14 protein-coding genes and 1 riboswitch are annotated in these 11,542 nt (G+C 72.0%); of the genes, 13 read left to right on the top strand and 1 reads right to left on the bottom strand.

Annotation, left to right across the window (positions count from 1 at the left end):
- The first annotated feature begins 97 nt into the window (after nt 1-97).
- From def to LOY02_RS08900, 3 genes are read left to right on the top strand one after another with little or no spacing between them, the layout of a single operon-like run.
- Nucleotides 98-643: a peptide deformylase gene (gene def / locus LOY02_RS08910; RefSeq protein WP_317181996.1), complete on the top strand. Its 546-nt coding sequence runs from the start codon at nt 98-100 to the stop codon at nt 641-643.
- Between the two features lies 1 nt (nt 644).
- Nucleotides 645-1,592, top strand: a complete 948-nt coding sequence (fmt, locus tag LOY02_RS08905; RefSeq protein WP_317181995.1) for a methionyl-tRNA formyltransferase — start codon at nt 645-647, stop codon at nt 1,590-1,592.
- Nucleotides 1,585-3,135: an RsmB/NOP family class I SAM-dependent RNA methyltransferase gene (locus LOY02_RS08900; protein ID WP_317181994.1), complete on the top strand. Its 1,551-nt coding sequence runs from the start codon at nt 1,585-1,587 to the stop codon at nt 3,133-3,135. Before fmt ends, LOY02_RS08900 begins: the two co-directional genes overlap by 8 nt.
- 3 nt (nt 3,136-3,138) lie before the next feature.
- Here the strand turns inward: LOY02_RS08900 and LOY02_RS08895 are convergent, their stop codons facing one another.
- Nucleotides 3,139-3,867 carry an enoyl-CoA hydratase gene (locus tag LOY02_RS08895; protein ID WP_317181993.1) on the bottom strand — a complete coding sequence of 243 codons (729 nt, stop codon included), beginning with the start codon at nt 3,865-3,867 and terminating at the stop codon, nt 3,139-3,141.
- A gap of 61 nt (nt 3,868-3,928) precedes the next feature.
- On the opposite strand from LOY02_RS08895, the gene rpe reads away from it, so the two are divergent.
- From rpe to LOY02_RS08845, 10 genes are all read left to right on the top strand, one after another.
- Nucleotides 3,929-4,585, top strand: coding sequence for a ribulose-phosphate 3-epimerase (gene rpe / locus LOY02_RS08890; RefSeq protein WP_317181992.1), 657 nt, complete (start codon nt 3,929-3,931; stop codon nt 4,583-4,585).
- A gap of 136 nt (nt 4,586-4,721) precedes the next feature.
- A riboswitch (FMN riboswitch) is annotated at nt 4,722-4,852 on the top strand.
- A gap of 118 nt (nt 4,853-4,970) precedes the next feature.
- Nucleotides 4,971-5,732 (top strand): nicotinamide riboside transporter PnuC, encoded by a 762-nt coding sequence (gene pnuC / locus LOY02_RS08885; protein ID WP_317181991.1) that lies wholly within the window; start codon nt 4,971-4,973, stop codon nt 5,730-5,732.
- 3 nt (nt 5,733-5,735) lie between these two features.
- Nucleotides 5,736-6,761, top strand: coding sequence for a bifunctional diaminohydroxyphosphoribosylaminopyrimidine deaminase/5-amino-6-(5-phosphoribosylamino)uracil reductase RibD (gene ribD / locus LOY02_RS08880; RefSeq protein ID WP_317181990.1), 1,026 nt, complete (start codon nt 5,736-5,738; stop codon nt 6,759-6,761).
- Between the two features lie 11 nt (nt 6,762-6,772).
- Complete coding sequence (locus LOY02_RS08875) at nt 6,773-7,438, top strand: riboflavin synthase (protein ID WP_317181989.1); 666 nt, start codon at nt 6,773-6,775, stop codon at nt 7,436-7,438.
- Entirely contained in the window at nt 7,435-8,673 is a 1,239-nt protein-coding gene (gene ribB / locus LOY02_RS08870) for a 3,4-dihydroxy-2-butanone-4-phosphate synthase (RefSeq protein WP_317181988.1), read from the top strand. Before LOY02_RS08875 ends, ribB begins: the two co-directional genes overlap by 4 nt.
- Before the next feature lie 13 nt (nt 8,674-8,686).
- Nucleotides 8,687-9,163, top strand: coding sequence for a 6,7-dimethyl-8-ribityllumazine synthase (gene ribH, locus LOY02_RS08865; RefSeq protein WP_317181987.1), 477 nt, complete (start codon nt 8,687-8,689; stop codon nt 9,161-9,163).
- Nucleotides 9,164-9,302: 139 nt separating this feature from the next.
- A complete protein-coding gene (locus LOY02_RS08860) occupies nt 9,303-9,566 on the top strand; it encodes a phosphoribosyl-ATP diphosphatase (protein ID WP_317181986.1) in 264 nt (87 codons plus the stop codon).
- A gap of 68 nt (nt 9,567-9,634) precedes the next feature.
- Nucleotides 9,635-10,480: an ATP phosphoribosyltransferase gene (hisG, locus tag LOY02_RS08855; protein ID WP_317181985.1), complete on the top strand. Its 846-nt coding sequence runs from the start codon at nt 9,635-9,637 to the stop codon at nt 10,478-10,480.
- A complete protein-coding gene (locus LOY02_RS08850) occupies nt 10,477-10,953 on the top strand; it encodes a PH domain-containing protein (RefSeq protein ID WP_317181984.1) in 477 nt (158 codons plus the stop codon). Before hisG ends, LOY02_RS08850 begins: the two co-directional genes overlap by 4 nt.
- A complete protein-coding gene (locus tag LOY02_RS08845; protein WP_317181983.1) occupies nt 10,950-11,489 on the top strand; it encodes a flavin reductase family protein in 540 nt (179 codons plus the stop codon). The genes LOY02_RS08850 and LOY02_RS08845 overlap by 4 nt, the downstream gene beginning before the upstream one ends.
- The last annotated feature ends 53 nt before the right edge of the window (nt 11,490-11,542 follow it).

Genomic DNA, 11,542 nt, shown 5'->3' with positions numbered 1-11,542 from the left:
GGGGCCACTCGACCGGGCGGGGGTGGCGGACCCGCCCGGACCGCCGACCTAGACTTGGACATCCACGCCCGACGCCGACCACCGAGGACTGACACCTGTGGCGATCAAGGACATCCGCCTCTTCGGAGACCCCGTGCTGCGCACCCCGGCAGCCGAGGTCGTCGACTTCGACAAGGAGCTCCGGGTGCTGGTCAAGGACCTCGAGGACACGATGCTCGACGCCCCGGGGGCGGGCCTCGCGGCGCCTCAGCTCGGGGTCGGGCTGCGAGTCTTCACCTACTGCGTCGACGACGTCGTCGGTCACCTCGTCAACCCGGTCCTCGACCTGTCCGACGAGCAGCAGGAGGGTCCGGAGGGCTGTCTCAGCGTTCCGGGGGTCACCGCCGACACCAAGCGGGCCCTCTCGGTCGTCGCCAAGGGCCAGAACATGTATGGCGAGCCCGTGCTGCTCGAGGGGACGCAGCTGCTCGCTCGCGCGGTCCAGCACGAGACCGACCATCTCGACGGGATCCTCTTCGTCGACCGGCTCGACCCCGAGGCGCGCAAGGCAGCCATGCGGGCGATCCGGGAGGCCGAGTGGTTCGGCGAGCCGCCGCCCCTGGTGAAGGTCAGTCCGCACGCGACCTTCGGCCTGGGGATGTGACGTGCGGGTCGTCTTCGCCGGAACGCCCCAGGTTGCGCTGCCGAGCCTGGAGGCGATCGCGCGGTCGCGCCACGATCTCGTCGCCGTCATCACCCGCCCCGATGCTCCAGCTGGTCGTGGTCGACGCCTCGAGCCGTCCCCCGTCAAGGTGCGGGCGCTGGAGCTCGGTCTGGCCGTCCTCACCCCCGCCTCCGCCCGGGAGCCGGACTTCCTCGAGGCGCTGAGGGAGCTCGAACCGGACGTGTGCCCGGTGGTCGCCTACGGCAACCTCGTCCCGGAGTCCGCGCTCGAGATCCCCCGGCACGGGTGGGTCAACCTGCACTTCTCCCTGCTGCCTGCGTGGCGGGGGGCGGCTCCGGTGCAGCACGCGATCATGGCCGGCGACTCGGTCACCGGCGCAACGACCTTCCGGCTCGAGCGTGGCCTCGACACCGGCCCCGTCTACGGCGTCATGACCGAGCGCATCCGGCCCACCGACACCGCGGGCGACCTGCTCGACCGACTTGCCGAGGCGGGAGCGGGGCTGCTCGTCGCCACCCTCGACGGGATCGAGTCGGGTGACCTCGTCGCGAAACCGCAACCGGCAGACGGGGTCTCGCTGGCACCCAAGCTCGAGGTGGAGGACGCTCGGATCGTGTGGAACCACCCGGCCGTCGCCGTCGACCGGCGGGTCCGTGGGTGCACCCCGGCGCCCGGCGCGTGGACCACCTTCCGAGGCGAACGGCTCAAGGTGGCTCCGGTCACCCTCGCGCCTCCCGAGGGCCTGCCCGACGAGGATCGACTGAGCCCGGGCCAGCTCCTCGTCACGAAGCAGGCAGTCCTCGTCGGCACGGGCACGACCCCGGTCCGCCTCGGCACGGTCCAGGCGCACGGGCGGAAGCCGATGCCTGCGGCCGACTGGGCTCGTGGGATGCGCATCGAGCCGGGGGAGCGGCTCGACGATGAGTGACGAGCGGCGACGAGGAGGGCGACAGCGCCCGCCGGCCAGGGGCAGATCGGCGCAGCACCGGTCAGCTCAGCGCCCGTCGGAGCGCAGCCGACGCACCGACCCGGCGCGGCTTGCCGCCTACTCCGTCATGCGTGAGGTCGCAGAGGGCGCCTACGCCAACCTCGCGCTCCCGAGGCTCCTGCGCGAGAAGCGGATCCAGGGGCGCGACGCCGGCTTCGCGACCGAGCTCGTCTACGGCGCGACGAGGATGTCCGGCCTCTACGACGCCATCGCCGCCACAGCTGCAGACCGACCAGTGGACAGGATCGATCCTGGGGTCCTCGACACGATTCGCCTCGGCGCGCACCAGCTGCTCGGGATGCGCGTGCCCACCCACGCGGCCGTCGACGAGACGGTCGCGCTCGCGCGACAGGTCAACGGTGCCGGGGCGTCGGGTTTCGTCAACGCCGTCATGCGGCGGATCAGCGAGCGCAGCCTCGACGAGTGGCTCGAGGTCGTCAGCGGTGGGGTGAGCGACCCGGTGGAGGCTCTCGCCATCCGCACCTCCCACCCGCTGTGGGTCGCCAAGGCGCTCCGCGCCGCCCTCATCGGACATGGCCGCGTCTCGGACGCGGAGGCCGCCGAGGCGGAGCTGGCCCTGCTCCTCGAGTCCGACAACGCGCCGGCCAAGGTGTCGCTCGCAGCCCGGCCCGGCCTCGCCACCGTGGCAGAGCTCGTCGAGGCCGGCGCCGAGGCGTCGACGACGAGTCCGGTGGGCGCAGTCCTGCCCGAGGGGGATCCCGGCCGGATCCCGGCGGTTCGGCAGGGCAGGGCGGCGGTCCAGGACGAGGGCTCGCAGCTCGTCGCCCTGGCGATCGCCACCGCTGAAGTCGGACAGGACGCGATGAAGGCCGAGCGCTGGCTCGACCTGTGCGCCGGACCCGGGGGGAAGGCCGGCCTGCTCGCGTCGATCGCCGTGCAGCGACGGATCCCCTTCGTCGCCAACGAGGTCAACGAGCACCGTGTGGAGCTCGTCCGCCAGACGTTGCGCGCGGTGAGCGCGGCCGCGCGTGAGGCCGGGACCACCCTGGAGATCGTCCACGGGGACGGGCGCGACTTCGCCGCCGGAGCCCAGCCGGGCTTCGGGCCGTCCACGGGGGGAGCGGCCCGTGAGTCGGCCTACAGCCGAGTCCTCATCGACGCCCCGTGCACCGGCCTGGGGGCCCTGAGGCGGCGACCGGAGGCGCGCTGGCGGCGTCGCCCCAGCGACGTGGCGGCGCTCGCGGGACTCCAACGCGAGTTGCTCGCGGCCGGGATCGACGCGACCACCCCCGGTGGCGTCATCGGTTATGCGACGTGCAGCCCGCACCTCAACGAGACCCGGTTCGTCGTGCAGGACGTCCTCAAGAAGCGCGACGACGTCGAGCTCGTGGACGCGCGGCCGCTCTTCCGCGACGCAGCGGGTGCTCAGCTGCCGGACCTCGGCGACGGGCCCTACGTCCAGCTGTGGCCCCACGTCCACGGGACCGACGCGATGTTCCTCGCCCTCCTGCGCAAGCGCTGAGGCTCAGCGCCCCCGGAAGACAGGGCGCCGTCCCTCGCGCCGTGCGGACTCAGCCTCGGCGGCGTCGTCACTGGCGAAGCAGGCAAGGAACTCCGCGCGGAGCCCGGGGTCGTCGTCCGGGAGCTGCGGGGAGTTGAGCACGTGTTTGGCGTAGCTGAGCGACAGGGGAGCGAGTGCCGCGAGGTCGTGGGCCAGCGCGATCGCGTCGGTGAGGTCTCCCGCTCGTTGGACGAGCCCGCAGGCGATCGCCGCGGGGAGGTCGAGGCTCTCGGCGGCGAGCAGGATGCCGCGGGCATGACCTCCTCCGACGAGGTCGGAGAGCCGCCGGATCGTCCACGGGTCGACGGCGAGGCCGTTGCGGGCCGTCGGCACGGCGAAGCGCGCTGCGGGACTGCCCACCCTGAGGTCGCAGGCTGCGGCGAGCTGGGTGCCGCCCCCGATCGCGGGCCCGTTGACGGCCGCGATGACGGGGATCGGTGAGCCGGTGATCGCTCCGAGCATCCCGTAGTGCGCCTCGAGGAACTCGTCACCATAGACGCCGTCGAGGTCGGCGCCGGCGCAGAAGGTCGAGCCGGAGCCGGTGATGACGACCGCGCGCGACGGGGAGTCCCCGGCGGCGGACGTGAGAGCCTCACCCACAGCGCGGCAGAGCGCGACGTCGAGAGCATTGCGCTTCTCGGGGCGGTCGAGGGTGAGCACGAGGACGTCGTCGTCGACCAGTCGCTGCAGCATGGGGGCATCCTCGCAGGCGGTGTGGACGACCGTGCCGTCCGTCCCAACTACGCTGTGCCTCGTGCAGATCTCCCCGAGCCTCCTCTCAGCCGACTTCGCCAACCTCGAGGCCGAGCTGAAGCGGATCGCCAACGCCGACTGGGCCCATGTCGACGTCATGGACGCCCATTTCGTCCCGAACCTCACGTTGGGCCTGCCCGTCGTCGAGGCCCTGCTCCGGGTGAGTCCCGTCCCCATCGACGCCCACCTGATGATCGACGACCCCGACCGGTGGGCCCCTGGTTACGCCGAGGCGGGCTGCCAGTCGGTGACGTTCCACATCGAGGCGGCCCGGGACCCGCGCACCCTCGCGCGCACGCTTCGTGCCGCCGGAGCGCGGGCGGCGATGGCCCTCAAGCCGGGCACTGCCTTCGCCCCGTACGAGGACCTGCTGCCGGAGCTCGACATGGTGCTCGTGATGACCGTCGAGCCCGGCTTCGGCGGCCAGTCCTTCATGACCGACCAGCTGCCGAAGGTGCGTGAGGTCCGCGACGCGGTCAAGCGGCACGGTGGGGAGATCTGGGTGCAGGTCGACGGTGGGGTCAGTGGCCCGACCATCGAGCAGTGCGCCGAGGCCGGCGCGGACGTCTTCGTGGCCGGGTCCGCCGTCTACGGGGCCGAGGACGCCGCGGCCGCGGTGGAGGAGCTGCGCGCGCTGGTGCGCGGGCACCACCACTGAGCACGGTGCCAGCAGGCCACACCAACACCTGCCGTATGCCGCTGGGCCTGCTCACGCGTGCTCGTGACGCGTCACGCGTGGCAGGTATCACGCGGACGCGGTGTGGGCGCCAACGGGGGGACGGTGCATACTGGCGGTACGTGCTCCGGGGTCGGTGTAATTCCGAGCCGGCGGTGACAGTCCGCGACCCGGCCGCAGCCAGCGGCCGGTTGATCTGGTGAAACTCCAGGACCGACGGTGAAAGTCCGGATGGGAGGCAGCACGAAACAGGCCGCTGTCGGCCGTGACGCGGCGCCCGGACGGGCGTCGGTCGCCGAAGGCACGACCTGTGGAGTTCCCCGGAGTTCGTCCGTTCAGCACCACGAACTCCAAGGACGAACACCACATGCAGTCGCTCACTCTCGCTGACGAGGCCCAGAACCTCTTCCAGCAGGTCCTCGACGCCGCGATCCCCATCGGGATCTACCAGCTCCACTGGACCGAGCTCATCGCCGTGCTCATCGGCGTGGCCTCGGCGTGGTTCGGCATGAGGCGCCACGTCTGGGCCTGGCCGGTCGGCATCGTCGCCAATGTCATGCTCTTCTTCGTCTACCTCGGCGCGCTGTTCGGGGCAGACGAGCGCGTCCCCCTCTTCGGTCAGGCCGGACGTCAGGTCTTCTTCATCCTCACGAGCCTCTACGGCTGGTGGCGCTGGACGCAGGTGCGCCGGCTCAACCATGCGGACGACACCAGCGGCGCCGCCATCACGCCCCGATGGGCCACGAGCCGCGAGCGTACCGCTGTCATCGCCTTCTGGCTCGTCGGCACGGTCGCGGTCCACCAGGCCTTCACGTGGCTGTGGAGCCTCTCACCCAACCCGTACTGGACACCGCAGTGGTGGTTCTTCTGGTGCGACGCATGGATCTTCGTCGGGTCGATCGTCGCGACCTTCGCGATGGCGCGGGGGTGGAACGAGTTCTGGCTCGCCTGGATCGCCGTCGACCTCGTCGGCGTGCCGTTCGGTTTCGCGACCGGCTACGTCCCCACCGCCGTGCTCTACATCTTCTACGGCCTCTTCGTCGTCTACGGCTTCGTCCAGTGGGTCAAGGCGTCGCAGACCGGGCGCCGTGACGTCGAGCCGGCCCTGGCCGGTGCTCGCGTGGGCTGAGCCATGACCGAGACGACTCACCACGACCGGGAACGCATGCGGAGGGCGATCGAGCTCGCTCGTTCAGGCCCCTGGCCGGACCCGAACCCCCGGGTCGGCTGCGTCATCGTCGACGGGAACGGCGGCGTGGTCGCCGAGGGCTGGCACCGCGGCGCCGGCTCACCGCACGCGGAGGTCGCGGCACTGGCGGTCGCGGGGGAGCGCGCTCGCGGTGCGACGGCCTACGTCTCCCTCGAGCCGTGCGCACACACCGGCCGCACCGGTCCGTGCGCGGACGCCCTCGTTGCTGCCGGTGTCACGCGGGTCGTCTACGGACAGGCCGACCCCAACGGCATCGCCGCAGGCGGCGCCGACGTCCTGCGCGCCGCCGGCATCGACGTCCTGCCCGGGGTCCTCGCAGGCGACGCCGCAGCCCTCAACGACCGCTGGTCGCGGACCGTCGTGCTGGGCCGGCCGCTCGTCACCTGGAAGTTCGCCGCCACGCTCGATGGCCGCAGCGCGGCGGCGGATGGCACGAGCCAGTGGATCACGGGCGCCGAGGCGCGCAGTGATGTCCACGCGCTCCGCGCCACGCGTGACGCCATCGTCGTCGGCACGGGCACCGTCCTCGTCGACGATCCCCGACTGACGGTCCGCACGACGGAGGCTCGTGGTTCCCGCGCGGGGCAGCAGCCACGTCGGGTCGTCGTGGGGATGCGGGACGTGCCCGAGTCGGCGAAGGTCCACGACGCACCCGGTGAGGTGCTGCACCTGCGCACGCACGAGCCCGCTGAGGCGCTCTCCGTGCTGTGGGACGAGGGGATCCGCGACGTGTGGCTCGAGGGGGGCCCGACTCTCGCGGCTGCCTTCCTGTCGGCCGGCCTCGTCGACGAGGTCTACGCCTACATCGCGCCGGCCCTGCTCGGCGCCGGGCGAAACGCGGTCGGGGACCTGGGGGTCCCGTCCATGGCCGAGATCATGAGGTTCGACGTCGCCGACGTGCGACAGGTCGGGACGGACGTGCGCATCCACGTCCTGCCGGTGAAGTGAGGAGTGGAAGCGTGTTCACTGGAATCGTCGAGGAGCTCGGCGTCGTCGGGTCGATCGACCATGCGGCCGAGTCCGCCGTCCTGCGCATCGAGGGACCACGTGTGGCGAGTGACGCCGTCCACGGGGCGTCCATCGCGGTCAACGGCGTCTGTCTCACCGTCACGAGCCATGACGCCACCGGCTTCAGCGTCGACGTCATGGCAGAGACGCTGCGCCGGTCCAGCCTCGGCGCGCTGCGGCCCGGCGATCCCGTCAACCTCGAGCGGGCCATGGCGGCCGCGAGCCGGTTCGGTGGCCACATCGTGCAGGGCCACGTCGACGGGACCGCGACCATCATCGAGCGCGTGCCCGGCGACCGGTGGGAAGTGGTGACCTTCACCCTCCCATCCGCGCTCGCCCGCTACGTCGTGGAGAAGGGCTCGATCACCGTCGACGGGGTCTCCCTCACCGTGTCCGCCGTGGGCCCGGAGACCTTCTCCGTCTCGCTCATCCCGACCACCCTCGAGCAGACCACCCTGGGGCGCAAGCAGGTCGGCGACCCGGTCAACCTCGAGGTGGACGTCCTGGCCAAGTACGTCGAGCGCCTCCTCGAGCACGGGCAGGTCCCCGTGGGCCGCCGCATCGCCGCGGAAGGCAGCACCGCCGAGGACGGCAGCACCCCCGAGGAGGAGTCATGACCGACCTGTCGACGATCGAGCAGGCCCTCGACGCCCTGCGCGACGGCCTCCCGGTCCTCGTCCTCGACTCAGAGGACCGGGAGAACGAGGGCGACCTGGTCCTCGCCGCCCAGACCGCCACGGAGGAGTGGATGGCCTGGACGATCCGGCACACGTCCGGCTTCCTCTGCGCCCCGATGCCGGACGAGGTGGCCGACCGGCTCGCACTCCCGCTCATGGTCGCGGACAACCGGGACCCGCTGCGCACCGCCTACACCGTCTCGGTGGACGCGGCGACCGGGGTGACCACCGGGATCAGTGCCGCGGACCGGACCCGCACCGTCCAGGTGCTCGCCGACGCGGAGTCGCTGCCCACGGACCTCATCCGGCCGGGGCACGTGCTGCCGCTCCGGGCGCGGCGCGGCGGGGTGCTCACCCGGCCCGGCCACACGGAGGCGGCGGTCGACCTCACGCGCCTCGCGGGACTCCCACCGGTCGGCGTCATCGGCGAGCTCGTCCACGACGACGGCCGGATGATGCGCTACGACGCCGTCGTCGGCCTCGGCCGTGAGACCGGCCTGCCCGTCATCACGATCGAGCAGCTCATCGCCTGGCGCCAGGAGCACGACCGGGTCGAGCGGCTCGCGACGACGACGATCCCCACTCGCCACGGCACCTTCACGGCGCACGGCTACCGCGACACCCTGACCGGCGAGGAGCACGTCGCCCTCGTCAGCCCGCGCGGCCTGCACGGGCGACGGGCGGAGGCGCCGGCACTCGTGCGGCTGCACTCCGAGTGCCTCACCGGCGACGCCTTCGGCTCACTGCGGTGCGACTGCGGGCCGCAGCTGCAGCAGTCGATGGCCCGCATCGGCCGCGAGGGTGGCGTGGTCGTCTACCTCGGCGGCCACGAGGGCCGGGGGGTCGGCCTCGTCGACAAGCTGCGGGCCTACTCCGAGCAGGACCGCGGCGCGGACACGGTCGACGCCCAGACTGCCCTCGGTCTTCCCGTCGACGCGCGTGAGTACGCCGCGGGCGCCGCCGTGCTCCACGACCTCGGGGCCACGCGCATCGTCCTGCTGACGAACAATCCCGCCAAGGTCACCGCCCTGCGCCACTTCGACATCGACGTCGTCGCCGTCGAGCGGCTCCACACGGAGGTGGCGCCGGAGAACGAGCGCTACCTCGTCACCAAGCGGGACCGGCTCGGACACGACCTGCCCGCGGTCGTCCGCGCCAAGCCCGAGTCTGCCTGAAAGGAGCCTTCGCATGAAGGAAGGAGCACCCACCCTCACCGCCGACGGACGCGGCCTGCGGGTCGCCGTCGTCGCGGCGAGCTGGCACGAGCAGGTCATGGGAGGCCTGCTCGACGGGGCCCGCCGCGGTCTCGCCGACGCAGGTGTCACCGACATCGACGAGGTCCGCGTCCCAGGGACGTTCGAGCTCTCCGTCGCCTGCTCGGCCCTGGCGGAGCGCTACGACGCCCTCGTGGCGCTCGGCGTCGTCATCCGGGGCGGCACGCCACACTTCGAGTACGTCTGCCAGGCCGCGACCTCCGGGATCACCGAGGTGTCGGTTCGCACCCGAACCCCGATCGGCTTCGGTGTCCTCACGTGCGACGACGAGCAGCAGGCCCTCGACCGGTGCGGCCTTCCCGGCTCGCGCGAGGACAAGGGCCACGAGGCCGCCACCGCGGCCGTGGCCACTGTTGTCACCCTCCGGGACCTCGACCGGGTGGGGACCTGAGCACCGGGGCGGAGTGGGCCGCGCCGTCACAGCGGTCACGCAGGCCGGCGTGGTCATCCACCCTCGAGCCGACCAGCCGCGGCGGCCACGGATCGGGCGGAGCGCAGCCCAGCGGCATACGGAAAGTACCCTCTAGACCGTGAAGAGCTTTGAGCAGCTGTACGGCGAGCTCGCCGAGAAGGCAGCGACCCGACCCGAGGGCTCGGGCACGGTCGCCGCGCTCGACGCGGGCGTCCACGCCATCGGCAAGAAGATCGTGGAGGAGGCTGCCGAGGTGTGGATGGCCGCCGAGCACCAGTCCACCGCCGAGACCGCCGAGGAGATCAGCCAGCTGCTCTACCATCTCCAGGTCCTCATGCTCGCGAAGGGCATCACCCTCGACGATGTCTACGCCCATCTCTGAACCACGCCCATCGGCTCGACGCTGCACCGACCGCCTCGACCAGGCTCCAACCCGCTGAGGACCCAGCCATGCTCCGAATCGCCGTGCCCAACAAGGGCTCCCTCTCCGACGCCACCGTCGAGATGCTCCGAGAGGCGGGCTACCGCACCCGCCGGGACGCCAAGGAGCTCGTCGTCGCCGACCCCGACAACGACGTCGAGTTCTTCTACCTGCGCCCCCGCGACATTGCCGTCTACGTCGGGTCGGGCACCGTCGACGCCGGCGTCACCGGCCGTGACCTGCTCCTCGACTCCGGGTCGGACGCGATCGAGGTGATGGGCCTGGGCTTCGCCGCTTCCACGTTCCGCTATGCCGCCCGGCCCGGCAGGGTCACCTCGCTCGAGCAGGTCGCGGGGCAGCGGGTCGCCACGTCCTACCCGGGACTCGTTCGCGCCGACCTCGTGAAGAGGGGCATCGACGCCGAGGTCGTCCGCCTCGACGGCGCGGTCGAGACGGCGATCACCCTCGGGGTCGCCGACGTCATCGCCGACGTCGTGGAGACCGGGACGACCCTGCGCCAACAGGGGCTGGAGGTCTTCGGCGAGCCGATCCTGCGCTCCGAGGCAGTGCTCATCCGGGGCGACCGGCCGGGGGAGCAGCAGGCTACTGCCGTGCTCCAGCGGCGCCTCGCGGGCGTCATCACGGCCCGGACGTACGTCATGCTCGACTACGACTGCCCGAAGGAGCTCGTCGCCAAGGCGACCGAGCTGACTCCCGGCCTCGAGTCGCCGACCGTCTCGCCCCTCCAGGACGAGGCCTGGGTCGCAGTGCGGGCCATGGTTCCCCGGGTCGGGCGCAACCGGCTCATGGACGAGCTCTACGACCTCGGGGCCCGGGCCATCCTCGTCACCGACATCGCCGCCTGCAGGCTGTGAGCGTCCCACCTGCCCCCGCTCCGGGCGACGCCCTGGCGCCGTTCCGGCCGCGCCGGGGCCGCCTCGTCGCCATCGGTGTCGTGTGGGCATCGCTGCTCATCTTCGGGACGATCGCCGTCATCATGCCCGAGCAGGACGGTCGGTGGGGTCCTGCCGACCGGCTCATGATGTTCGGCCTCGGGGCGGCCATCGCGGCCCTGGCCTGGCGCTACGCCTCGATCGTCGCCGTGCCCACCCGCGACGGGATCGTCGTGCGCAACCTCGTCGTCACCCGCACTCTCGACTGGCCCGAGATCGTCGGGGTCCAGTTCGGTGGCGGCGAGCCGTGGGTCAGCCTCGACCTGCTGGACGGTGACACCCTCGCCGTCATGGCGATCCAGAAGGCCGACGGCGACGTCGCCGGGCGAGAGGCGTCCCGACTCGCCGCCCTTGTCCAGGCGTTCGGCGAGTCCCGGGAGGAAGACTCGTCGTGAGCCCGCAGCCGACGCCCGACGAGATGCGACACGCCCTCGGACACTTCGCGACCGGAGTGACCGTCGTCACCGGCACGACCCTGGACGGCGAGCCGGTCGGCTTCGCGTGCCAGTCCTTCGCCTCCGTGTCGCTCGACCCGCCCCTCGTCCTCTTCTGCGCCGACCACCGGGGCAGGTCGTGGCCACACATGCGCGACACGGGCCACTTCACGGTCAACGTCCTGCACCACGAGCAGGTCGACCTCGTCCAGCGCTTCGGATCGCCGCAGGGACGGCGCTTCGAGGGCCTCGACTGGTACCCGTCCGAGACGGGCGGGCCGAGCCTCGCGGACGCGCTGATGCGGATCCACTGCACCATCGAGCAGGTTCACGTGGCCGGCGACCACGACGTCGTCATCGGCCGGGTGCGGGGCCTCGACGACACGGGCCGCGGACGGCCGATGCTCTTCTACCGGGGCCAGCTCACCGTCATCGAGGAGGTGCCGTCCGAGCGTGAGGGGGCGGCGTCGGAGGCCCTCGACGACTACTGGGGCTGACTTCCGCACAACCAGGTTCGCCGGGGCGAAGTTGTGGTGGCTGGGCGGCGGGG

The sequence above is a fragment of the Intrasporangium sp. genome (assembly GCF_032907665.1).
In the GTDB taxonomy this organism is placed as follows: Bacteria; Actinomycetota; Actinomycetes; order Actinomycetales; family Dermatophilaceae; genus Intrasporangium.
Note: the sequence above shows the minus strand (reverse complement) of the source record. Positions and strands in the feature narration are given on the sequence as shown.